The organism is Micromonospora sp. MGP-C2, assembly GCF_057766525.1.
The window spans coordinates 2,663,822-2,685,432 of record NZ_JBYMEN010000002.1 but is presented as its reverse complement, the minus strand read 5'-3'; the positions used below and the strand labels follow the sequence as shown (position 1 = coordinate 2,685,432).

The following is a 21,611-nucleotide window of genomic DNA, read 5'->3' as shown; positions in this document are numbered from 1 at the left end:
GCGGTCCCGGCGGCTCCGGGGCGCCGGGGCCGCCGGGACAGACCGGTCAGCCCGCACTGAGCCGTTCGGCGTACGCGTCGCGCAGCTCGGGCCAACCGAAGTCCTTGGCCTCCGCGCCCCGGATCGGGCCGACCGGGTCGCCGTCGAGCAGCCGGTCGGCCACGTCGAGGCAGAGGTGCCAGCCGGCCGCGACCATCGGCAGCATGCCCCGGTCGGCGACGGTGTGCCGCAGGGTGAGCCGGGTGCCGCTGCCCAGCGGGCTCAGGTCCCAGCGCAGCAGGTCGTCGCCCCAGGTGTATTCCAGCAGGTGTGGCGGCTCGGCCCGGCGTACCGTCGCCGGGTCCTCCTGAGTGGTTTCGCCGTCCACGAGCGTGAGCACGGCGGCGCCGACGTGGCCGAGGTCGCGGTCGGCGAGGAACGGCGCCCACTGCGCGAGCTGGGTCGGGTCGGTCAGGGCCGCCCACACGGTGGCCGGCGGATGCCGCAGGTCGCGGACGAAGACCACTGTCGCGCCGTCGTCGGCGGGCTCGGCGCGCACCTCGGCGGGTGGGCTCGGGCGGAACGCGTCGCGGTCCATTCACTGCTCCTGACTGTCGAGGTGCCGTTCCAGGGCGTCCAGGTGCCGGGCCCAGAGCCGGCGGTACGGGTCCAGCCAGCCGTCGACGGCCCGCAGCGGGCCGGGGTCGAGGCGGTAGATCCGCTGGCGGGCGGCCGTCCGGCAGGTGACGAAGCCGGCGTCGCGGAGCACCCGCAGGTGCTTGGAGACGGCCGGCTGGCTGACCCCGAGCCCGTCGACCAGCTCGCCGACGCTGCGTTCGGCGTCGCGGAGCTGATCGAGGATCCGGCGCCGGGTGGGCTCGGCGAGGACGGTGAAGGCATCGGTGGACACCAGCCTAATATGCCTGGTGATTCATATGACTGTCGAAGCATATGACAGGAGTCCCCGTCCCGACGTGGCGTCGCCGATCAGCTCCCTATGCTCGGATCATGGAACTGCGGATCTTCACCGAACCCCAGCAGGGCGCCAGCTACGACCAGTTGCTCGCCGTCGCCCGCTGCGCCGAGGACGCTGGCTACGGCGCGTTCTTCCGGTCCGACCACTACCTGATGATGGGTGCGGCGAGCGGCGAGCCCGGCCCCACCGACGCGTGGACCACGCTGGCCGGGCTGGCCCGCGACACCAGCCGCATCCGGCTCGGCACGTTGATGACCGCCGCGACCTTCCGGCTGCCCGGCCCGCTGGCGATCACGGTGGCGCAGGTCGACCAGATGAGCGGCGGCCGGGTGGAGCTGGGCATCGGCACCGGCTGGTACGCCGAGGAGCACACCGCGTACGGCATCCCGTTCCCGCCGCTGGCCGAGCGGTTCGACCGCCTGGAGGAACAGCTCGCGGTGATCACCGGGCTGTGGTCCACGCCGACCGGCGAGCGGTTCGATCACGCCGGTCGGTACTACCCGATCCAGGACTCGCCCGCGTTGCCCAAGCCCGTGCAGCAGCCGCGCCCACCGATCCTGCTCGGCGGGACGGGCCCGAAGCGCACTCCTCGGCTGGCTGCCCGTTACGCCGACGAGTTCAACCTGCCGTTCGCCTCGGTGGCGGACACGGCGGCGCAGTTCGACAGGGTCCGCGCGGCGTGCGCCGAGATCGGCCGGGACCCGGCCGGGATGGTCTGGTCCAACGCCCTGGTCCTGTGCTGCGGGCGGGACGACGCCGAGGTGGCCCGCCGGGCCGCCGCCATCGGGCGCGACCCCGACGAACTGCGGGCCAACGGTCTGGCAGGCACCCCCGCCGAGGTCCTGGACACCATTGGCCGGTACGCGAAGATCGGCAGCGAGCGGATCTACCTCCAGGTGCTGGACCTCGGCGACCTGGAGCACCTGGAGTTCGTCGCCAGCGAGGTGATGGCGAAGCTCTGAGTCGGCCGGGTGGCCGTGGGACGGCGCTCGGCCGGCTGGCCGCGGGACCGGCGCTCGGCCGGGTGGCCGTCAAATGGCGCTGCCGCTCAGGCTCGGTGGGCGCCCGTCGTGACCGCGTCCGGGTCGCCCAGCACGGTGTCCAGCCGCCCGTCCCCATCACTGTCCACATAGGTGATGTCGGGGATCCCGTCGCCGTCCACGTCGATCTGGACGACGTCGGCGACACCGTCGCCGTCGAGGTCGGTGACCACCTCCACCGAGCCGTCCAGGTGTCGGGTCACGATCGACTGCGGGCCGGCACCGGGTGTGCGCGGCGGCGGCCCCGGTGCCGGCACCGGTGTCGGGGCCGGCGCGGGCGCCGGTGTGGGGCGAGGGCCGGGCGTCGGCGCCGGGTGACTCGGCAAACCGCCGGCCGCTGGCGCGCTGGCCTGCTCGACCCCGGTGCCGGTGGGGTCCAGCTCCTCCTCGGAGGGGAAGACGTCGCCTCGCGGGGCCGGATCACGGTAGCTGCTCATGGGCGTAGGGTTCCCCGACGATGACGAGAACAACCGTGCCCGATCGACCGGTGTCCCCGGTGCCGGGTTTGGCGGAAAATGCTGGGACCGACGCCACGGTCATGAACGGGGGTCCGAGCGTGGAACTGCGCCGGAATCGGGGAGCCCGTGCGCTCGCCCTGGTGTGCGTACTCGGTGGAGTGCTCTTGTTGGTCTACCCCAGCGACGGCGCCCTGCTACGGACGATCATCGCGGTGGGAGCCGTCGTGCTCGGCTGCCTGGCGCTGGTCAGCGCGCTGCGGCCGTTCCGGTTCCGGATCGACGCCGAAGGCGTCAGCATCCGGCGGCCCGGCCTGCGCCGGGAGATCCCGTGGGCCGAGGTCGACGCGCTGGTTCTCGACGACCCGCCCCGACGCGCCGGCTACTCGGCGCCACCGCGACTGCTGCTGGTGCCTGTGCCGGGCGTGACGCTTGAGCCGGTGACCGCCCGCCACCCGCTCGACGGCCGCCCGGCCATCGAGTTGCTCGTCCTCGACCAGGTTCGCGAGCAGCCCGAGCAGGTGTCGGCCGCGCTCACCCGCTATGCCGGAGGTCGTTTCGTCGACCTGGCCGCGCTGCGCCGCGCCGCCTTCGCCACCCCGGACCTTCCGGTCGGCCTGCGTGGCTACCGGATGGACCGGGTCGACCAGCTGATCCGGCGCGGCCAGGACGCCCTGGTTTCCGGGGAAGCGCAGACCAGGCAGGCGGCCCGGGGCGAGATCGAACGCGTGTGCGCGGCCGGCCTGCCGGTCGCCCAGCGTGGCTACAGCACGTTCCAGACGGATACGGTTCTGGACACCCTCGTCGCCGCGTTGGCCGACCACCAGTCCACCGAGCGGGAGACCGCCACATGACCGCCCAGGGAGAGCACGCCACGTCGACCACCGCGGTCGACGTTCCGCGCCGCAACTGGGCCGGCAACGTGCGGTACGCCGCTCGGGCGTTCCACCGCCCCACCTCCGTCGACGAGCTGCGCCGGCTGGTCGCCGGCAGCAACCGGATCCGGGCCGTGGGCAGCGGGCACTCCTTCAACCGCTTCGGCGACACCGACGGCGACCTGGTCTCCCTCGCCGGGTTGCCCCCGGTCGTCGACCTGGACCGCGAGCGCGGGCAGGTCACGGTCAGTGGCGCGATGCGCTACGGCGACCTCGCCCGGCACCTGCACACCCAGGGGTACGCGCTGGCCAACCTCGCGTCGCTGCCCCACATCTCGGTGGCCGGGGCGGTGGCCACCGCCACCCACGGCTCCGGCCAGACCCACGGCAACCTGGCCAGCGCGGTCGCCGGCCTGGAGTTGGTCACCGCCGACGGCGACCTGCTGCGGGTCGACCGCGACGCCGACACGTTCGCCGGCATGGTGGTCGGGCTCGGCGCGCTGGGCCTGGTCACCCGGGTCACCCTGGACGTGGTGCCGACCTTCGAGCTACGCCAGTACGTGCGGCTCGACCTCGACCGGGAGGCGCTGGACGAGGCGCTCGGCTCCGCGTACAGCGTGAGTGTCTTCACCGACTTCCGTTCCCCCCGGCTGCGCGAGGTGTGGCGCAAGCAGGTGGCGGACCAGCCGCCACCCCCGGCGGACTGGCTGGGCACCACCGCCGCCGACGCGCCCCGGCACCCGGTGCTCGGGATGCCGGTGGAGAACTGCACCCCGCAGCTCGGCGAGCCGGGCCCGTGGCACGAGCGGCTGCCGCACTTCAAGCTCGGCTTCACCCCGAGCAGCGGCGACGAGCTCCAGTCCGAATACCACGTGCCACGGACAGCGGCAGCCGACGCGCTCGCCGCCCTGGACGACGTGGCGCACCTGATCGCCCCGGTGCTGCTGGTGTCCGAGCTGCGTACCGTGGCGGCGGACGAGCTGTGGCTCAGCCCGAACCACCAGCGAGACAGCTTCGTACTGCACTTCACCTGGGTCGACGACACCGCGGCCGTGCTGCCGGTGGTGGCCCAGGTGGAGGAGCGCCTGGCGCCGTTCGCGCCCCGCCCGCACTGGGGCAAGGTCTTCGTCACCGACCCGGCGGAGCTGGCCGCCCGCTATCCGAGGCACGCCGACTTCGCCGCCCTGCTGCGTCACCTGGACCCGACCGGCACGTTCCGCACCGAGCTGCTGGACCGCCACTTCCCCCGCTGAACTCCCGCGGACCCCCCGGCCCCGACCCCCCGCTTCACTCCGTCGATCATGAAGTTAGCGACGTGGATGTCGGCTTGTCGCGCCGCCAACTTCATGATCAACGGGAGGGTGCGGGGGTGCGGAGGGTGCTGCTCTGGACGGCTCGGCTGATGTCGCTGGGGGAGACTATGCCCGTCAGGCGGCCGTCTTCGGTCACCACCAGGGCTCGGCCGTCGGCGCACGCGCTGAGGCGGGGGAGCAGGTCGTTGAGTTGCTCACCGGCCTGGGCCAGGACCAGATCCTCGGCCCGGCAGGCCACCTCGGCCAGCGTGGTCGACGCCCGCCGCTCGGGCGGTACGCCGCGCACCCGGTCGACGGTGACCAGGCCGATGGGCCGGCCGTCCTCGGTCAGCGGCAGCGCCGAATGCCGGTACGCGAACAGGTAGTGGTCGACGAAGTCGGCGACAGTCATCTCCGCCGAGGCGGTCTGCGGCTGCGAGGTCATGACGTCGCCGACCCGGATGCCGCGCAGTGCGCTGCCGGTGCGAGCCTGCCGCTCCTCCATCCCGGCGGCCCCGATCAGGAACCAGCCGATCAGGGCCAGCCACAGCCCACCGAAACCGACACCGGACAGGAACTGCCACAGCCCCAGGCCGATCAGCAGCACACCCAGCACCCAGCCGGCGCGGGCGGCCACCACGGATGCCCGGGTCCGGTCGCCGGTTGCCTTCCACACCGCGGCGCGCAGCAACCGGCCGCCGTCCAGGGGCGCGGCCGGCAGCACGTTGAAGATGGCCAGCAGCACGTTGATGCCCGCCAGCCAGGCCACCGACCCGAGCAGCAGCCCGCCCTGACCGGCCAGCGCGAGCAGCGCGGCGACGACACCGAAGAACGCCCCGAGCAGCAGGCTGACCAGCGGGCCGACGCCGGCGATCCGCAGCTCCGCGCCGGGGTCGCGTGGCTCGCCCCGCAACTCGGCCACGCCGCCGAACAGCCACAGCGTGATGCCGTCGACCTCCAGCCCGTTGCGCTTCGCCACCACCGCGTGCGACACCTCGTGGGCGAGCAGGCCGACGAAGAACACCACCGCGGCGGCAAGCCCGGCAATCGCGTACGCGACCGGTGAGCGGTCCGGGTACGAGCGGGGGAACTGGTTGGCGGCCAACCCCCACGCGATCAGCGCGAAGATGAACAGAACGCTCCAGTTGACGCCGACCGGCACTCCCGCGACCCGGCCAAGCCGGAAACTGGCCCTCATCCCGGTGAGATACCCCGGACAGACCCGCCCATGCCGGCCCTGGCGCCCGAAGGGCTGGTGATCGACTCGGGTTCACGGAAACCGGGGTATCCACGACCCTTCGACACCCCGACTTCCGGAAAGCCGAGTGGATCGTGCGCTCGCCCGGCTCAGCGGCGGGGGGACTCGCTGGCGATGGTCACCTCGCGGGGGAGCGCCGCGGCGCGCAGCGCCCAGTCCAGCGCGTAGTCGGCGATCTCCTCCCAGCCGTCCTGCCCCACAGTGAAGTGCGAGCGGCCGGGAAACTCCTCGTACGCGGTGAGCGCCCGGGACTTCTGGTAGAGCCCTGCGTTGGCGCGGACCACCGAGGCCGGCACCACGTGGTCGGAGCCTCCGGCCATCAGCAGCAGCGGCGCGCGGTCGTTGCGCCCGTTGTCGACGCGGGCGGGTGAGCGCGGGTCGACGTTGGCGAAGGCGCCCTCGAAGAAGATCCGCCCGGCACCGGGGACGGCGTAGCGCTGCCAGGCCCGGTCGGAGTCCTCCCGGCTCATCGTGTTGCCGAACGTGTAGGCGAAGTCGTCCGGGGTGAACGGGACGGCCTTGGTGCGGTTGGCGGGGCTGCGCAGGATCGGGAAGCCGGAGCGCAGCTGACTCAGCGGCACCTTGAGCACCCCCTTCACCGCGGCGGGATGCACCCCCACCACCGCCGCGCCGAGACCCCGGTCGGCGAGGACCTGGGCGAACAGACCGCCGAACGAGTGCCCCATGATGATCGGCGGTCGGGGCAGCGCCCGGATGATCTTGTCGTAGTGCGCGACGACCGTGGCGATGCTCTGCTCGGCGATCGGGCCGGGATCGTCTCGCAGCTGCTCCACGGACCGGTCCATCCCGGGCCAGGCGGGGGCGATGACGTGCATGCCGCGCGCGGTGTACCGCTGGGCCCACCCCTCCCAGCTGCGCGGAGTCATCCAGAGTCCGTGAATCAGCACGACCGTGTCGGTCCGGCCCTGCGGCGTGGCACCCATCGCGTCCCCCCGGTGTCGCGGTGTCCGGCCCCGCGGATACCCGTTGCCCTGCCGTGAATTCCTCGGCCGGTCGAGCCGCGTGCCCCTGACAAATGTCACGGCCGGGACGTGACGGCCGCTCCGGGAGTCGAGGTCCGCGCCGCCGGAGTATCTGTGCCATGACAAGTACGCATCCGGCCGTCGAGTTGGACGGCCTCACCAAGACCTTCGGCGCGGTCACCGCTGTCGACGGATTGAGCCTGCGGGTCCAGCCCGGCGAGGTGGTGGCCTTCCTCGGCCCGAACGGCGCGGGCAAGACCACCACCATCGACATGCTGCTCGGGCTGGCCCGCCCGGACGCGGGCACCGTCCGCATCCTCGGCGGCACCCCGGACGACGCGGTGGCCCGGGGCCGGGTCGCCGCCGTACTCCAGACCGGCGGGCTGCTCAAGGACCTCACCGTCGGCGAAACGGTCGAGATGTCCGCGCACTTCTACCGGCACACCCGCCCGGCAGCCGAGGTGCTGGAGCGGGCCGGCATCGCCGACATCGCCGGTCGGGTGGTCGGGCGCTGCTCCGGCGGCCAGCAGCAGCGACTGCGCTTCGCGCTGGCCCTGCTGCCCGACCCGGACCTGATGGTGCTCGACGAGCCCACCACCGGCATGGACGTCGAGGGCCGCCGGGACTTCTGGCAGGCGCTGCGCCGCGACGCGCGGGCCGGACGGACCGTCATCTTCGCCACCCACTACCTGGACGAGGCGGACGCGTACGCCGACCGGATCGTGCTGGTCCGGCAGGGGCGCATCGTGGCCGACGGCACCACCGCGGCAATCAAGAACCTGGCCGCGGGTCGTACCGTGCGGGCCACCCTGCCCGGCGCCGACCAGGCCGCCCTCGCCGCGCTGCCCGGGGTGGACGCCGTGGAGGTACGCGGCGACAGCGTGCTGGTGCGCACCAGCGACTCGGACGCCATCGCCCGGCACCTGCTCACCCGGACCGCCGCCCGGGACGTGGAGATCACCTCCCGCAACCTCGAAGACGCCTTCCTCGCCCTGACCACCGCGCAGACCGGAGCCTTGAGATGACAACCCTGCCGGCCACCCCCACCCGTACCGTCGAGCCGGACCGTCGGTTGCCCGCCCTGGGCGGGTTCGCCCCCGGGGTGCTGCGCATCGAACTGCGCCGGGTGCTGCGCAACCGCCGCACCCTCGCCTTCACGCTGATCATGCCCGGCGTCTTCTTCCTCATCTTCGGCTTGCCGCAGGGCGGGCAGAACCTGGACAACGGCCGCCCGGTGACGGCGTACGTCATGATCAGCCTGGCCGTGTACGCGGCCATGGTGGCGACCACCAGCGCCGGTGGCGCGGTCGCCACCGAGCGGGCGCTGGGCTGGAGCCGTCAGTTGCGGCTCACCCCACTGCGCCCGAGCGCGTACGTGGCCACCAAGCTGGTCACCGCGATGACCCTCGGCCTGCTCGCGGTGGTCGTCGAGTTCCTGGTGGGCGCGGCGGCCGGCGTCCGCATCCCGGCGGACGTCTGGCTGCTGTCCGGGCTCGCCGCCTGGCTCGGTTCGCTGGTCTTCGCGGCGTTCGGTCTGTTCATCGGCTATCTGGTGCCGGCCGAGAACGTCATGCAGTTCATCGGCCCGATCCTGGCCGTGCTGGCCATGTTCGGCGGCCTGTTCGTCCCGGTCGAGGTGCTGCCGGAGGTGCTCCAGCAGGTCGCGAAGTTCACCCCGGTGTACGGGATGGGCGTCCTGGCCCGCGCCCCGCTGACCGGCGACGGGGTGAGCGCGGCGGCGGTGGTCAACCTCGTCGGCTGGGCGCTGGTCTTCGGCGTCGGTGCGGCGCGGCTGTTCCGCCGGGACACCGCGCGGGTCTGAGCGCATCGACGGCTAGCGTGAACCCGATGGACCTCTCGACGGGACAGCCCCGGCCGGCGAACCGCCACTGGCGGGTCACCGGCTGGTTGCTGGCCGCCGTCTGGCTGTTCTTCCTCAACGTGCCGCTCGCCACCGCGCTGCACCAGCCGGAGCTGTGGCGGCGGGTGCTCGGCGTGACGGCACTGATCGCCTTCGGTATCGGTTACGTGCTGCTGTTCCAGTGGGCCCGCCGACTGCGCCAGTTGCTGGCGCCGATCCCGGCGGGCCGGGCACGGGCCGGGCTGGCACTGCTGCTCCTGGTGGGCCTGGCCAGCATCCCGGGCACCGGCGGGGACTGGCTGGCCACCCTGGTCTACGTGGCGGCCGCGGCGGTGTTCCTGCTGCCGCCCTGGGAGGCTTTGGCGGTGGTGGTGGTCTGCGCCGTGACCCCCGCGCCGGCCTCCTGGCTGGTGCCCGGATGGCAGGCCGAGAGCGGCATCGTCTTCGCGGTGCTGCTCGCCTCGTTCGCCATGTTCGGGGTGTCCCAGTTGGCCCAGCGCAACAGTCAGCTCCAGGCCGCCCAGCAGGAGATCGGTCGGCTCGCGGTCGCCGAGGAACGGGCCCGCGCCGCCCGCGACCTGCACGACATCCTCGGGCACTCGCTGACCGTGGTGGCGATCAAGGCCGAGCTGGCCGGGCGTCTGATCGACGTCGACCGGGACCGGGCCGCCGTCGAGATCGCCGAGGTGGAAGCGTTGGCCCGGGCGGCGCTGGCCGACGTACGGCAGACGGTTGGGGCGTACCGCGAGGTCACTCTCGCCGCGGAGCTGGCTGGCGCCCGCTCCGCGCTGGCCTCGGCGGGCATCGCGGCGGATCTGCCGGCCGAGGTGCCGGACCTGCCGGAGGAGTGGGACCGGTTGTTCGGCTGGGCGGTACGGGAAGGGGTGACCAACGTGGTCCGGCACAGCGGGGCGAGGTGCTGCACGGTCCGGGTCCACCCGGACCGGGTCGAGGTGAGTGACGACGGCCGTGGTCCGTCCACTCCCGACACCACCGGCCACGGGCTCGTCGGTCTGCGGGAGCGGGCGCGACGGCTGGACGCCGTGGTGACCGTCGGTCGCCGGCCGGAGGGCAGCGGTTTCCTGCTGCGGGTGCACTCGCCGGCGGAGGCCCGGTGAGCGGCGGGTCCGCGCGGATCCGGCTGCTGCTCGCCGACGATCAGGCGTTGGTCCGGGGTGCGCTGGCCGCGCTGCTCTCGCTGGAGGAGGACCTGACAGTGGTGGCCGAGGTCGGCCGGGGCGACGAGGTGGTGCCCGAGGCCCGGCGGACCGACCCCGACGTGGCCCTGCTGGACGTGGAGATGCCCGGCCTGGACGGGATCGCCGCCACGACCGCGTTGCGGGCCGCGCTGCCGACCTGCCGGGTGCTGGTGGTGACCACCTTCGGCCGGCCCGGCTATCTGCGCCGGGCGATGGAGGCCGGCGCGAGCGGCTTCGTGGTCAAGGACACCCCGGCCCGGCAACTCGCCGACGCGGTCCGCCGGGTGCACGCCGGCCTGCGGGTCGTCGACCCGACGTTGGCCGCGGAAACCCTGGCCACCGGTGTGAGTCCGCTGACCGAGCGGGAAACCGAGGTGCTGCGTACGGCCCGTGGCGGTGGAACGGTCGCCGACCTGGCCCGGGCACTGCACCTGTCCGAGGGGACGGTGCGCAACCACCTCTCGGCGGCGATCGGCAAGACCGGTGCCCGCAACCGCGCCGACGCGATCCGGGTCGCCGAGCAGAACGGCTGGCTGCTCGGCGAGTGACACCCGGGTCCCGGCGTGCTCCGCTCAGGCGGTCGGCGGCGGGGTGGGCAACCGGTCGACCACCAGCACGCTGCTGCCGGGGCGGACCTCGGCGAGCAGTTCCCGCTGGCCGGAGCGGGTCAGCCGGATGCAGCCGTTGGTGGTGTTCTCGCCCAGCTCGTCGTCGTTGTGCCAGGTGTGCACCCCGATGTGCGCGCCGCGCAGCCCGGCCGGCACAGACTCCGGGTCGTCGGGCACCGAACCGAGGGCGTAGATGTCCACCCCGCCGTAGACCGACTCCGGCGGTGGGGTGCGACCCAGGACGAAGGTGCGCCCGAGGGGGGTTTCCTGCCCCGACTGGCCGAGGCTGACCTCCCAGGAGCGCACCGCCTTGCCGGCCCGGTACCAGGTGAGACGGTGGACCTTGCGTTCCACCACGATCTGGTCGCGCAGCGGCACGGTGTCGAACCCACCGGGCGGCAGCCAGGCGAGCCGCCGGTTGGCCGAGGGCAGCAGCACTGCCGTCCAGCCGGCGTGGTGCTCGGCGATCGGCATGGTCAGCTCGACGCCGCGGATCGTCGGTTCGAGGAACGCTCGCGGACGACCGCCGGGCGCGTCGTACGCGGCGATCCGCGTGGTCGGGTGCGCGCCCTCGGTCAGCGGTGTGGTGTCCATGGTGGCCGGGTCGGCGGGGAACCCCTTGGGGGCTGGGTCGTAGTCGACCACCGGCAGCCCGGCCGGGGCGGGCGCGGCCGGGGGGATCGGCTCCTCGGCGTTCTGCTCGACACTGCTCGGCGTCGGGTCGGCCGCCGCGACGACCTTCTCGGGGGCCGTCGGGCTCGGGGTGAGGGCCTGGCCGATCAGCAGCGCGCTCACCAGCAGCACGGGCACGGCGATGGCGGCGGCCACCCAGACGCCACGGCGGCGGTACGGGGACTTTCCGGCAAACTCCACCAAATGACTGTATAGGACGCAGGTTCGCCGGGAAGAGCCCCTTGCCAGACAAAATGCGATAACAGGGGGCTCTTCCCGGCGGTGCGTCAGACCCGTGCGCCGATGTGGATCGCCACGGCGTCGTGTGCCGGCACGTTGGCCGCGAACCAGCCGCTACCGTCCACCGTGATCACCGGTCCGCTGCACGTGCCGCCCGCGTACGTGCCGTGGATGACGTCGCAGTACCGACCGGCGGGCAGCCCGGTGTAGTAGGAGCGGCCGTTCACCGCGGAGCCCTCGTCGTTGACGGTGATGAAGCCCTTGCCGCTGCGGCTGAACGCGATGTGGTTGTTGCCGTTGTCGTACCAGTTGGCCACGCTGGCGCCCTCGGTGGCGTTGCGGAAGCCCACCATGTTGGCGATCACCGACCAGCGGTGCTCACACTCCCAGCCCGAGTAGCAGGTGGCGTTGAGCGTCTTGTTGGCGCCGTCCGAGGGTGGGCCGGCGTCCCGGTTGCTGAAGGTGTAGCTGGACATCACGGTCGGCGAGCCGTACGGCCAGGCCAGCATGAACGCGTTCGCCAGGGAGTAGATGCCCCGATCCTTGTAGGTCAGCACCCCACCCGAGTCGCGCTGGGTGTCGTGGTTGTCGACGAACACCGAGGCCTTTCCGGTGGGCAGGTGCCCCCAGCCCTCACCGAAGTTGCGCAGGTACGCCAACCGCTCCGAGCGGAACACCCGGGCCAGGTCCTTGCCGTAGCGGAACTCGTGCACGTCACCGTTGCCGGTGTACTCGGTCGGCTGGACCGGCTCGCCGGCACCGTAGATGACCTCCTGCACGATGTACGCCGAGCGGGAGAGCTTGCCCCTGATCGCGGCGATGTCGGCGGCCGGCATGTGCTTGCTGGCGTCCAGTCGGAAACCGTCCACACCGAGGGAGAGCAGGTCGTTGAGGTACGAGGCGATCTTCGTGCGCACGTAGTCCGACTCGGTCTTGAGGTCCGAGAGGTTGACCAGCTCGCAGTTCTGCACCTCGTACCGGTCGTTGTAGTTGGCGATGTCGTCGCCGCCGTTGCGACCGCAGTGGTGGAAGTCCTGGGTCTGGTAGATGCCCGGGTAGTCGTAGTGCGAGAAGGACGAGCCGGCCCAGCCGGTGCCGCCGTTGTCCTGACCGGACATGTGGTTGATCACCGCGTCGACGAGCACCTTGACCCCGGCCGCGTGGCAGGTGTTCACCATCGACTGGAACTGGGCCCGGGTGCCCTTGCGGGACTCGATCCGGTAGCTGACCGGCTGGTACGCCAGCCACCACTGGTTGCCCCGTACGTGTTCCTGTGGGGGCGAGACCTGCACGTAGCCGTAGCCCTTCGGGCCGAGCGTGCTCTGGCACTCGCTGGCCACCGAGGGCCAGTTCCACTCGAAGAGCTGGACGATGACCTTCTTGGAGCCGGACGGGGCGGCGACGGCCGGTGATGCCGGCGCGGTGGCGGGGAGAAGCAGGCTGGCGACCAGGCCGAGGGCGAGGATCGCCGAGCCGCGTCGACGTCGGTGCATCGAGGACTCCTGACGAACGCAGGGCGGGGTGGGGGTGGTGGCGCGGCGGGAAACGCTGGGTTGTCGGAATCTTGCAACCCATGCTGAAAATTTCCGAAAGATTACAAGCCTGTTGCAGCCACTGTCAATGCATGGACGGTCGTCACTGCAATGACCCGCGCGTGTGAGCGTGCGCAACGCACGTTGGCGGCAGTTGGTTCGATCCCGCCCCAGAAATTTTTGGCAGCGGGTGATCCGCGCGCCCCCACCGTCCGTACTGGATGGGGGAGCAGGGGTCGGCCGGTGGTACGCCGCCGCGAGACGATCGAGGAGCAGATGGCCCGGGCACAGCAGGACACGAAGGCGGCGACCGTCCGGACCAGCGCCAGCAGTCGGGGGGTGCGGACCCGGTCGCGGTCGGCGACAGCCATGCTGATCGCGTCGGTGCTCGCCGCGCTCTGGGCTGCGGTCATGCTGACCGGCGCCGGCCAGAAGGCGTACGCGTACGGCTTCTTCTTCACCGAGTTCTTCGCCGGGGTGATCTCCCTGGTGGCGTTGAGCCTCACCGTGATGCTCGGTCTGCTCGCCACCGACCGGTTGGTGCTGCGCATCTCGCACCGGGTGCTGATGCAGTCGGCGCACCGGGCCACCGGTGTGCTGGGCGTGGCCGGCCTCGGCTTCCACGTCCTCACCAAGATCGCCACCGGCCGGGCGGCGGCGACCGACGCGGTGGTGCCGTTCGTCGGCGGCAGAGGGCTCTACGTCGGGCTCGGCACGGTGGCCGCCCTGCTCATGGTCAGCGTGATCTGGACCGGGATCATCCGGGCCCGCTTCGCGGGCGTCGGTCCGAAGTGGCTGTGGCGCACGCTGCACTCCACCGCGTACCTGGCCTGGCCGTTCGCTGTCTTTCACGGCCTCAACGCCGGTCGCGCCGCAGCGCCCTGGGTGATGTTCAGCTACCTCGGCTGCATTTTGCTGGTGGTGCTTGCCCTGCTGGTCCGGTTCTCGGTCACCATCGGTCGGCGCAGCCGCGAACAGCACCAGGCCGCGGTGCGCAACGCGGTGATGGTAGGCCGGGCCGAGGAGGCGAAGACCGCCCGATCGCTGCTGGCCGGGTTGGGTCGGCGCAGCAAGGCCGCCGACAAGCGTCCCGCCTGGGCGGAGACCACCACCGCCACCTGGGCCGCGCCGGCCGCGCGACGCGACCCCGAACGGTTCACCGTCCCCGTGGTGCCCGAGCCCGGTTCCCTCGTCGAGCCGACCCGGCCGAGCCGACGTCGACGGGAGGAGGAGCCGGCGGCCCGCCGCGACACCGAACGCTCCCGCGGCCGGCGCGACGAGGTGGAGCCCACGACCCGCCGGTCGACCCGCCGCGGCGTCGAGGAGACCGACACCCGCCGGCGCGACGAGGAAGAGCTGGCGCCGGTGGCCCGGCGTCGCGGCTCGCGTACCCGGGACGAGGACGTTCCGACCGGCCGGCGACGCGCCGAGGACCCGGTCGTCGAACGGTCCAGCCGCCGGTCCCGCAGCGAGGACGACGGCAGCCGGTACTCGGCCCCGCCGACGGTCGAGCCCGAGGAGCCGTGGGACAGCCCGCGCCGGTGGCAGGCCGCCGAGCCGATCTCGGCCGGCCCGATCTCCGTCGAGCCGATCTCGGCCGGCCCCATCTCCAGCAGCCCGATCTCCGCGACGCCGCGCAGTGACAGCGGCTGGCACAGCGCCGACGAGGACCTGGCGGACGAGCCGGACTACTGGCGCCCGCCGGCCCGGTACGTACCGGACGAGGTGCCGCCGCCGGTCGACGACACCCCGACCCTGGTCGACCTGGCCTCCCGGCGCGCGCGCCGGACGGCCGGCGAGGGCCGGTCCGCCAAGCGCCGCAAGGCCAGCGCCGACGCGGTGGACGGGGCTTACTGGGCCGGGCTGCGGGGTGAGGCGAAGTGATGCGGACCGCCGTACCACCGGTCGCCTGTGTGGGCGAACCCCGGCTCACCGCCGGCTTCGCCGAGTACGGCCGACTCGACCTGCTCGCGCACGAGGAGGTGCACGGACCGATCGGCCCGATGGAGCCGGCGCAGCTGCTCCGGCTTGCCGAGGGCATGCAGCTCAAGGGCAAGGGCGGAGCGGGTTTCCCGTTCGCCCGCAAACTGCGCGCGGTGCTGGAGTCCTGCGAGCGGCAGGACCTCGCCGCCGTGGTGGTGGTCAACGCCACCGAGGGGGAGCCGGCCAGCTGGAAGGACAAGGTGCTGCTGACCCGCGCGCCGCACCTGATCCTGGACGGGGCGGCGCTGGCCGCGTACGCGCTGGACGCCGACGAGATCGTGATCGGCGTGGCGGACGACGGGGTCGGCCGGGACTCGCTGATGGATGCGCTCGAAGAGCGCCGGATGCCGGTGCAGACGACGATCGTCACAGTGCCGCACCGGTTCATCTCCGGTGAGGGCGGCGCACTGGTCAACGGGATCAACGGGCTGCCGCACATCCCGCCCGGCACCAAGAAGCGCTCCAGCGACTCCGGGGTCAGCGGCCTGCCCACCCTGCTCTCCAACGCCGAGACGTACGCCCAGCTCGCCGTCGGCGCCCGACTCGGCCCGTACGAGTACGCGGCCCTCGGCACCGACGACGAGCCGGGCACCGTGCTGCTCACCGTGACCGGCGCGGCGGGCCGGCCGGCAGTGATCGAGTGCACCGCCGGCATGCCGCTGCGCGACGTCCTCGACCTGTGCGAGGTGCCGGAAATTCAGGGCATCCTGATGGGCGGCTACCACGGCAAGTGGATCACCCCGGAGGCGGCGGAGACCGCCGAGGTCTCCCGCAAGGGCCTGGCCGCGGTAGGCGGCACCCTCGGCGCGGGCATCATCATCCCGCTCGGCGTCGACACCTGCCCGCTCGGTGAGGCCGCCCAGGTGGTGCGCTACCTGGCCGGGGAGTCCGCCGGCCAGTGCGGGCCGTGCAAGATGGGCCTGCCGGACCTGGCCCGCGCCGTGGACCTGGCCGTGGCCGGCAGCCAACCGGCGGAAGTGGTGCGAGCCGCCGCCGGCGAGGTGAAGGGCCGGGGCGCGTGCAGCCACCCGGACGGCACCGCCCGGTTCGCGCTCTCCGCGATCGAGGTCTTCGCCGAGGACCTGCGGCTGCACAGCACCGGCGACGGCTGTGGGCGGCGGGTCAAGGGCGTGATGGGGCTGCCGGGCGCACCCGACGAGAACCCGCAGAAGCTCACCCTGGACTGGTCGCGCTGCGACGGGCACGGCCTCTGCGCGCACGTCGTACCGGACTTCATCCGGCTCGACGCGAACGGATACCCCGCCTTCCCGCCCACCCCCGTGCCGACCTGGCTGCGCGAGGGCGCGCTGAAGGCCGTCAAGGTGTGCCCGGAGCTGGCTCTGCGCCTCGCCAAGGCCGAGTAGGGAAGGGCACCCAGTCAACGCCTGATGAGCGTCGGGAAGGGTCCCTTCCTGACCGGAACGGAGAAGCGGATGCCCAGTGGCATGGCATGGACGGCGGCCGGGCATCTACGCCGCGCCGCCACCGCCGGCACGCTCGTCGTGGCCCTGTCCGGCGCTGCTGCCTGCACCGGCACCGCGCCGGGTGGGCCCGCCGTCGCCGGATCGGCCCCGGCCTCGACCGGTACGGCGACCACACCGACCGGTACGCCGGCCGGCGCGCCACCCGCAGCCCCGGCGCAGGTCCCGGACATCCTGCGCTTCACCGGCACCACCCTCACCGGCGCCGCGTTCGACGCCGCGCAGCTCGCCGGCAAGCCGGTGGTCCTGTGGTTCTGGGCGCCGTGGTGCGCCACCTGCGCCAGCCAGGCCTGGACGGTCGCCGAGGTCGCGCCCCGATACCGGGACACCGTGCCGATCATCGGCGTCGCCGGGCTGGGCGAGCAACGCGCCATGAAGGAGTTCGTCACCGAGTTCGACCTCACCGGGACGCCGCAGATCGAGGACCGCAAGGGCGCGCTCTGGAAGCGGTTCAAGGTGACCGAACAGAGCATCTTCGTGATCATCGACCGGAACGGCACAGTGGTCCACCAGGGCTTCCTCGACGGTGAGGCGCTCACCGCCCGCGTCGCCGCCCTGGCCGGGGCGTGACCGCCGCACTGCTGCTCGCGCTGACCGCCGGCATGCTCGGCGCGGTCAACCCGTGCGGCTTCGCGTTGCTGCCCGCGTACCTCTCGCTGTTGGTCGCCGGTGCGTCGGACACCCGCGGCGCGGTCGGCCGCGCGCTCACCGCGGCGGCCGGGCTGACAGTGGGGTACGTGCTGGTCTTCGGCGCGTTCGGGCTGGCGCTCGCGCCGCTGGCCGGCTGGCTGCGACCCCGGCTGCCCTGGCTGACCGTGACGCTCGGCGTGCTGCTGATGGTGGCGGGCTGCTGGCTGCTCGCCGGACGGCGACTGCCCTCCCCGGGCTGGTCGGCCCGAGCGCCCCGGCTGACCCGTTCCTGGCCGTCGATGGTCCTGTTCGGTGCGGCGTACGCGCTCGCGTCGCTCGGCTGCGCCATCGCGCCGTTCCTGGCCATCGTGGTGACCAGCCTCCAGGCCGGCTCGACCGGCCAGGGGGTGGCGCTCTTCGGCGCGTACGCCCTCGGGATGGGTCTGGTGGTCGCGGTCGCCGCGCTCGGCGTGGCGCTGGTGCGCGACGGCCTGGTGGCGCGGCTGCGCGTCGCCGGCGCGCTCGTGCCCCGGCTCAGTGGCCTGATGCTGCTGCTCGCCGGTGGTTACGTCGCCTGGTACGGCTGGTACGAGCTACGGCTGGCCGCCGGCCGCCGCGACGCCCTGCGGGACCCGGTGATCCGGGTGGCGTCGGAGGTGCAGCACGCCCTGGCCGACGCTCTCGACGCCGTCGGCCCGGCGCTGCTGCTGGCCGGGCTGGCCGGGCTGATCCTGACCGCACTCTTCATCAAGCGCCTCGACCGCCCGCCAGACCCCGTTGATCATGAAGTTATTGCCGCGACACGCCGGGGCGAGTGGCAATAACTTCATGATCAACCACCGGGTGGGGGTTAGCGCGGGGTCAGACGGTCGGTGCCCAGGCGGTCCTGGAGGACCTTCGGGATCAGCACCGAGCCGTCGGCCTGCTGGTTCTGCTCCAGGATGGCCGGGAAGAGCCGGCTGGTGGCCAGCGCCGACCCGTTGAGGGTGTGCACGAAGCGCGTCTGCTTGCCACCCGGCTCCCGGTAGCGGATGGCCGCCCGACGGGCCTGGTAGTCGCCGGCCCAGGAAACCGACGACACCTCCTTGTACTTGCCGGTGCTCGGCATCCACACCTCGATGTCGAGGGTCTTCTTCATCGAGGCGCTGGCGTCACCGGCCGAGAGCAGCGTGCGCTGGTAGTGCAGACCCAGCCCCTCGACCAGGCTCTCGGCGTGCGCGAGCATCTCCTCCAGAGCCGCGTCGGCCTGCTCCGGCAGCGTGAACTGGAAGATCTCCACCTTGTTGAACTGGTGCCCGCGCACCGTGCCGCGCTCGTCGGAGTGCGAGCCGGCCGACTCCCGCCGGTAGCACGGGGTGTACGCGAAGGCCTTCAGTGGCAGCTTCGGGGTCTCCAGGATCTCGTCCTGGTACGCACCGAGGATCGCCGTCTCCGACGTGGGCAGCAGGAACTGCCCGCGCGGGGCGGACGCCGAGTCCAGGTGGTAGACGTCGTCGTAGAACTTGGGGAACTGCCCGGCGGCGAAGCCGGCCGAGTCCAGCAGGAGGTGCGGCGGCAGCAGGAACTCGTAGCCGGCCTTGATGTGCTGGTCGACGAAGTAGTTGAGCAGCGCCCACTCCAGCCGGGCACCGACGCCGGTGTAGATCCAGAAACCGGACCCACCGAGCTTGACCCCGCGCTCGTAGTCGACCAGGCCCAGCGCGCGGCTCAGCTCGACGTGGTCGCGGACCTTCTCGATCACCGGCGGCTCGCCGAAGGTCTTCACGACCCGGTTGGCTTCCTTGCCGCCGGCCACGACGTCGTCGCTGGGCAGGTTGGGCAGCTCACTCATCGCGTCGCGCAGCCGGGCCTGCACCTCGTCCAGCTGGGACTCCAGCTCGGCGAGCTGCTTACGCTCGGCCTCCGGCGCGGCGGCCTGCGGCTCCTCGCCGGCGCGCTTGGCCTGCGCGTATGCCCGGGCCTCCGCCTTGCGGCGTTGCCGCTCGGCGTCGATCTCCGTGATCAGGGCGCGTCGTTCCTGGTCGAGCCGCTGAATCTCGTCCAGGGCACTGGTGACCTCGGCGGGATCCAGACGCTTCGCCAGCGCGGTCGCCACCGCCTCGCGATCCTTCCGGATCAACTCCATGTCGAGCATGCTGCTCTGTACGCCTCCGTCCGGGGTTCACAGGTGAACCACCAGATGCTACCGTCGCGGGCTTTTCCTCGCGGGACGGGGATTGCTGGCCGCCGGCTCAGAGCCGGATCGGCATGAGCACCGAGTAGGTGTCCGCGTCGTCCGGTCGGCGTAGGGCTAGCGGGGAGATCGGCCCGTCCAGCTCCAGCACCAGTTGCGGCGCGCCGGCCGCGTTCAACGCGTCCAGCAGGTAGCGACCGTCCACCCCGACCCGCAGCGCGTCGCTGTCCAGGTCGGCGGCGGGGAGCAGCCGAAGACCGCCCTGGTCGTCGACGCCGAGCACGGTGACCTCCCGGGCCGTGCCGTCGTCGTCGCGGGCGACGGTGGGGGCCGCCGGGTCGGCCAACGCGGCGCGCAGCGTGGCCACGTCGACAGTGATCCGGCGCGCGGTGGGCCGCTCGCCGACGGCCTTGCGCAGCAACCGGCGGTAGTCCGGGAAGTCGTACGGCAGGGCGGTGCCGGTCAACGTCCGGTCGGCCACCAGCACCCGCAGGTCCGCGCCCGCCACTGTCAACGACACCGGCCAGGCGTCGGCGGCGTCGAGCAGCGGCCGGAGCTGGTCGACGAGGGCTACGGGGACGAATACCCGCACCGGCGGACCGTCGACGTCGGCCCTGGACCGGGCCAACGCGAGGCGGTACCGGTCGGTGGCGACGAGCCGGACACCGTCGGGCTCCACGTCGAGCAGCACACCGCAGAGCATCGGCACCTCCGGGTCCGCGCCGACGGCGAAGCGCACCGCGTCGAGCGCGGCGGCCAGGTCGGCGGGGGAGAGCAGCAGCGTGGTGGTGCTCGGCTGGGCGGGGTCGACCAGCGCCCGGAGCCGGGTCACCTCCCGACGGGCGTCGGCCAGCCCGTCGACCAACCGGCGCAGGTGCGTGTCGAGCAACCGGTGCACCGCAGCCGGCTCGGCGCGGACCGCGGCGGCGATCTCCGGCACCGGCATGCCGATCCGGCGCAGCCCGGCCACCAGCCGGGCCGGGGCGATCTGCTCATCGGTGTACCAGCGGTAGCCGGTCACCGGGTCGACCAGGGCTGGTTCCAGCACCCCCGCCGAGTCGTAGAAACGCAGGGCGCTGACGGTCAGGCCACTGGCCCTCGCCAGCTCACCGATGCTGTGCAGGTCGCTCACGCTGGGCATCCTGCCTCCTCGACCCGGTCGAGGGTCAAGCCGAGTGCTCCGCCGTGTCCTGCTTGAGCACCCGGAAGGTGAGCCCGGCCCGGACGAGCCGGTCGAGCAGCGCGTCACCCATCGCGGTGACCGGGGTGACCTGACCGGCGGTCCGCGGCAGCTCGTCGAGCGCCAGGCACAGCGCCGACTCGCCGAGCATCTTCGCCGTCTCGTCGTAACCGGGGTCGCCGCCAGCCACCTCGGTGACCACCCGCTGCCCGCCGCCGGTGCCCACGAACCGGACCCGGAACCAGGACGCCGCCCGTTGCTCGGCGGTGGGCCCCTGCCCGGACGCGAGCCGGCCGAGCAGCCACCGTCGGCTGGGCGGCAGCTTCACCAGCCCGACCACCGCTCCGAGCCCGACCGCGCCGGCCAGCACTGTGGGCAGCCGCTTCACGGCGGCGAAGTGCCGGTAACGGAAGTCCGGGCCGTACTCCGGGCGGGCCGCCGCCGAGCGGCGGACCACCTGCGGGTCGATGGTCGGCAGCGGCACGGTCCAGATGCCCAGCTCCGCCGAGCGGCCCAGCCGGCCGGGCACCGCCCGCACCCGGCGGTCGGTCGGGCGCGGCTCGACCGCCCGGCGGTCCCGGGCGGCCTGGCTGGCCTGCCCGGTACGGGAGAACGCGGTGAGCGCCGAGTGGTAGGTGCCGGCGGAGAACCGGCCACCGGCGCGCACGTAACCGTCCACGGTGATCGGCACGTCGGCGGGCAGCTGCTTGACGGTGAACCAGACGCCCAGGTCGTGCGGGATGGAGTCGAACCCGCAGGCGTGCACCAGCCGCGCGCCGGTGCGGGCCGCCTCGGCGTGGTGGCGCACATACATCAGGTCGACGAACTCCGGCTCACCGGTGATGTCCAGATAGTCGGTGCCGGCCCGGGCGCAGGCGGCGACCAGCGGCTCGCCGTGGTGGACGTACGGGCCGACAGTGCTGGCCACCACCCGGGCGCTCTCCGCGACGGCGCGCAGCGAGGCCGCGTCGGTCACGTCGGCGGTGAGCAGCGGCAGGTCGGTCAACGTCGGGTCGATCGCGGCCAACCGGTCCCGGACGGCGGCGAGGCGGCCCGGGTCGCGCCCGGCCAGCGCCCAGCGCAGCCCCGGCGGCGCGTGCCGGGCCAGGTATTCAGCGGTCAGGCCCCCGGTGAACCCGGTCGCCCCGAACAGCACCACGTCGTACGTTCGCTCCCCAGCCATCCCCAGAGTCT

Annotated in this window: 21 protein-coding genes; 11 read left to right on the top strand and 10 right to left on the bottom strand. The window is 72.9% G+C overall.

Translation table 11 applies throughout. The features are described from left to right. Positions 1–46: 46 nt before the first annotated feature. On the bottom strand, positions 47–577 hold the full coding sequence (locus tag AC3CF1_RS11855; protein WP_488450472.1) for an SRPBCC family protein: 531 nt from the start codon (positions 575–577) through the stop codon (positions 47–49). Continuing rightward, complete coding sequence (locus tag AC3CF1_RS11850) at positions 578–889, bottom strand: ArsR/SmtB family transcription factor (RefSeq protein ID WP_088949605.1); 312 nt, start codon at positions 887–889, stop codon at positions 578–580. Between the two features lie 98 nt (positions 890–987). Between AC3CF1_RS11850 and AC3CF1_RS11845 the strand changes: the two genes are divergently transcribed. Further along, the gene (locus tag AC3CF1_RS11845; RefSeq protein WP_488450471.1) at positions 988–1,917 is read left to right on the top strand and encodes an LLM class F420-dependent oxidoreductase; all 930 of its coding nucleotides are present in this window, start codon (positions 988–990) and stop codon (positions 1,915–1,917) included. Between the two features lie 86 nt (positions 1,918–2,003). On the opposite strand, the gene AC3CF1_RS11840 is transcribed toward AC3CF1_RS11845, so the two are convergent. Then, positions 2,004–2,432 carry a hypothetical protein gene (locus tag AC3CF1_RS11840; RefSeq protein WP_210928887.1) on the bottom strand — a complete coding sequence of 143 codons (429 nt, stop codon included), beginning with the start codon at positions 2,430–2,432 and terminating at the stop codon, positions 2,004–2,006. Between the two features lie 101 nt (positions 2,433–2,533). Between AC3CF1_RS11840 and AC3CF1_RS11835 the strand changes: the two genes are divergently transcribed. After that, positions 2,534–3,304: a hypothetical protein gene (locus AC3CF1_RS11835; protein ID WP_488450470.1), complete on the top strand. Its 771-nt coding sequence runs from the start codon at positions 2,534–2,536 to the stop codon at positions 3,302–3,304. After that, the gene (locus AC3CF1_RS11830; protein WP_488450469.1) at positions 3,301–4,578 is read left to right on the top strand and encodes an FAD-binding protein; all 1,278 of its coding nucleotides are present in this window, start codon (positions 3,301–3,303) and stop codon (positions 4,576–4,578) included. The genes AC3CF1_RS11835 and AC3CF1_RS11830 overlap by 4 nt, the downstream gene beginning before the upstream one ends. Before the next feature lie 97 nt (positions 4,579–4,675). Here the strand turns inward: AC3CF1_RS11830 and AC3CF1_RS11825 are convergent, their stop codons facing one another. After that, entirely contained in the window at positions 4,676–5,815 is a 1,140-nt protein-coding gene (locus tag AC3CF1_RS11825) for a site-2 protease family protein (RefSeq protein ID WP_141910690.1), read from the bottom strand. A gap of 149 nt (positions 5,816–5,964) precedes the next feature. Beyond that, positions 5,965–6,819, bottom strand: a complete 855-nt coding sequence (locus AC3CF1_RS11820) for an alpha/beta hydrolase (RefSeq protein ID WP_488450468.1) — start codon at positions 6,817–6,819, stop codon at positions 5,965–5,967. 158 nt (positions 6,820–6,977) lie between these two features. Here AC3CF1_RS11820 and AC3CF1_RS11815 point away from each other — a divergent pair, with 158 nt between their 5' ends. The 4 genes from AC3CF1_RS11815 to AC3CF1_RS11800 are packed head-to-tail and all read left to right on the top strand — an operon-like array spanning position 6,978 to position 10,466. Beyond that, complete coding sequence (locus tag AC3CF1_RS11815; protein ID WP_088949598.1) at positions 6,978–7,883, top strand: ABC transporter ATP-binding protein; 906 nt, start codon at positions 6,978–6,980, stop codon at positions 7,881–7,883. Next, positions 7,880–8,680, top strand: a complete 801-nt coding sequence (locus AC3CF1_RS11810) for an ABC transporter permease (protein WP_488450467.1) — start codon at positions 7,880–7,882, stop codon at positions 8,678–8,680. The genes AC3CF1_RS11815 and AC3CF1_RS11810 overlap by 4 nt, the downstream gene beginning before the upstream one ends. A 26-nt stretch (positions 8,681–8,706) precedes the next feature. Then, positions 8,707–9,837, top strand: coding sequence for a sensor histidine kinase (locus AC3CF1_RS11805; RefSeq protein ID WP_488450466.1), 1,131 nt, complete (start codon positions 8,707–8,709; stop codon positions 9,835–9,837). After that, a complete protein-coding gene (locus AC3CF1_RS11800; RefSeq protein WP_185755392.1) occupies positions 9,834–10,466 on the top strand; it encodes a response regulator transcription factor in 633 nt (210 codons plus the stop codon). The genes AC3CF1_RS11805 and AC3CF1_RS11800 overlap by 4 nt, the downstream gene beginning before the upstream one ends. A gap of 24 nt (positions 10,467–10,490) precedes the next feature. Here the strand turns inward: AC3CF1_RS11800 and AC3CF1_RS11795 are convergent, their stop codons facing one another. Beyond that, on the bottom strand, positions 10,491–11,399 hold the full coding sequence (locus AC3CF1_RS11795) for a L,D-transpeptidase (protein WP_488450465.1): 909 nt from the start codon (positions 11,397–11,399) through the stop codon (positions 10,491–10,493). A gap of 86 nt (positions 11,400–11,485) precedes the next feature. After that, positions 11,486–12,931 (bottom strand): alpha-amylase, encoded by a 1,446-nt coding sequence (locus AC3CF1_RS11790; protein WP_488450464.1) that lies wholly within the window; start codon positions 12,929–12,931, stop codon positions 11,486–11,488. A gap of 282 nt (positions 12,932–13,213) precedes the next feature. Here AC3CF1_RS11790 and AC3CF1_RS11785 point away from each other — a divergent pair, with 282 nt between their 5' ends. From AC3CF1_RS11785 to AC3CF1_RS11770, 4 genes are read left to right on the top strand one after another with little or no spacing between them, the layout of a single operon-like run. Next, the gene (locus AC3CF1_RS11785; protein WP_488450463.1) at positions 13,214–14,854 is read left to right on the top strand and encodes a ferric reductase-like transmembrane domain-containing protein; all 1,641 of its coding nucleotides are present in this window, start codon (positions 13,214–13,216) and stop codon (positions 14,852–14,854) included. Then, on the top strand, positions 14,854–16,317 hold the full coding sequence (locus AC3CF1_RS11780) for an NADH-ubiquinone oxidoreductase-F iron-sulfur binding region domain-containing protein (protein WP_355161643.1): 1,464 nt from the start codon (positions 14,854–14,856) through the stop codon (positions 16,315–16,317). Before AC3CF1_RS11785 ends, AC3CF1_RS11780 begins: the two co-directional genes overlap by 1 nt. 24 nt (positions 16,318–16,341) lie before the next feature. Next, positions 16,342–17,004 (top strand): TlpA family protein disulfide reductase, encoded by a 663-nt coding sequence (locus AC3CF1_RS11775; RefSeq protein WP_488450462.1) that lies wholly within the window; start codon positions 16,342–16,344, stop codon positions 17,002–17,004. Then, complete coding sequence (locus AC3CF1_RS11770; protein WP_488450461.1) at positions 17,001–17,888, top strand: cytochrome c biogenesis CcdA family protein; 888 nt, start codon at positions 17,001–17,003, stop codon at positions 17,886–17,888. The genes AC3CF1_RS11775 and AC3CF1_RS11770 overlap by 4 nt, the downstream gene beginning before the upstream one ends. 26 nt (positions 17,889–17,914) lie before the next feature. On the opposite strand, the gene serS is transcribed toward AC3CF1_RS11770, so the two are convergent. From serS to AC3CF1_RS11755, 3 genes are all read right to left on the bottom strand, one after another. Then, positions 17,915–19,198: a serine--tRNA ligase gene (serS, locus tag AC3CF1_RS11765; protein WP_141910682.1), complete on the bottom strand. Its 1,284-nt coding sequence runs from the start codon at positions 19,196–19,198 to the stop codon at positions 17,915–17,917. A 97-nt stretch (positions 19,199–19,295) separates the two neighbouring features. After that, positions 19,296–20,378 (bottom strand): DNA polymerase III subunit beta family protein, encoded by a 1,083-nt coding sequence (locus AC3CF1_RS11760; RefSeq protein WP_327645502.1) that lies wholly within the window; start codon positions 20,376–20,378, stop codon positions 19,296–19,298. Positions 20,379–20,403: 25 nt separating this feature from the next. Then, on the bottom strand, positions 20,404–21,600 hold the full coding sequence (locus AC3CF1_RS11755; RefSeq protein ID WP_488450460.1) for a saccharopine dehydrogenase family protein: 1,197 nt from the start codon (positions 21,598–21,600) through the stop codon (positions 20,404–20,406). Positions 21,601–21,611 lie beyond the last annotated feature (11 nt).

Excerpts from the sequence above, each read along its gene's own strand:
- AC3CF1_RS11855 (WP_488450472.1), bottom strand. The coding sequence starts at position 577 with ATGGACCGCGACGCGTTCCGCCCGAGCCCACCCGCCGAGGTGCGCGCC.
- AC3CF1_RS11845 (WP_488450471.1), top strand. The coding sequence starts at position 988 with ATGGAACTGCGGATCTTCACCGAACCCCAGCAGGGCGCCAGCTACGAC.
- AC3CF1_RS11840 (WP_210928887.1), bottom strand. The coding sequence starts at position 2,432 with ATGAGCAGCTACCGTGATCCGGCCCCGCGAGGCGACGTCTTCCCCTCC.
- AC3CF1_RS11835 (WP_488450470.1), top strand. The coding sequence starts at position 2,534 with ATGAACGGGGGTCCGAGCGTGGAACTGCGCCGGAATCGGGGAGCCCGT.
- AC3CF1_RS11830 (WP_488450469.1), top strand. The coding sequence starts at position 3,301 with ATGACCGCCCAGGGAGAGCACGCCACGTCGACCACCGCGGTCGACGTT.
- AC3CF1_RS11825 (WP_141910690.1), bottom strand. The coding sequence starts at position 5,815 with ATGAGGGCCAGTTTCCGGCTTGGCCGGGTCGCGGGAGTGCCGGTCGGC.
- AC3CF1_RS11820 (WP_488450468.1), bottom strand. The coding sequence starts at position 6,819 with ATGGGTGCCACGCCGCAGGGCCGGACCGACACGGTCGTGCTGATTCAC.
- AC3CF1_RS11815 (WP_088949598.1), top strand. The coding sequence starts at position 6,978 with ATGACAAGTACGCATCCGGCCGTCGAGTTGGACGGCCTCACCAAGACC.
- AC3CF1_RS11810 (WP_488450467.1), top strand. The coding sequence starts at position 7,880 with ATGACAACCCTGCCGGCCACCCCCACCCGTACCGTCGAGCCGGACCGT.
- AC3CF1_RS11805 (WP_488450466.1), top strand. The coding sequence starts at position 8,707 with ATGGACCTCTCGACGGGACAGCCCCGGCCGGCGAACCGCCACTGGCGG.
- AC3CF1_RS11790 (WP_488450464.1), bottom strand. The coding sequence starts at position 12,931 with ATGCACCGACGTCGACGCGGCTCGGCGATCCTCGCCCTCGGCCTGGTC.
- AC3CF1_RS11780 (WP_355161643.1), top strand. The coding sequence starts at position 14,854 with ATGCGGACCGCCGTACCACCGGTCGCCTGTGTGGGCGAACCCCGGCTC.
- AC3CF1_RS11775 (WP_488450462.1), top strand. The coding sequence starts at position 16,342 with ATGAGCGTCGGGAAGGGTCCCTTCCTGACCGGAACGGAGAAGCGGATG.
- serS (WP_141910682.1), bottom strand. The coding sequence starts at position 19,198 with ATGCTCGACATGGAGTTGATCCGGAAGGATCGCGAGGCGGTGGCGACC.
- AC3CF1_RS11760 (WP_327645502.1), bottom strand. The coding sequence starts at position 20,378 with ATGCCCAGCGTGAGCGACCTGCACAGCATCGGTGAGCTGGCGAGGGCC.
- AC3CF1_RS11755 (WP_488450460.1), bottom strand. The coding sequence starts at position 21,600 with ATGGCTGGGGAGCGAACGTACGACGTGGTGCTGTTCGGGGCGACCGGG.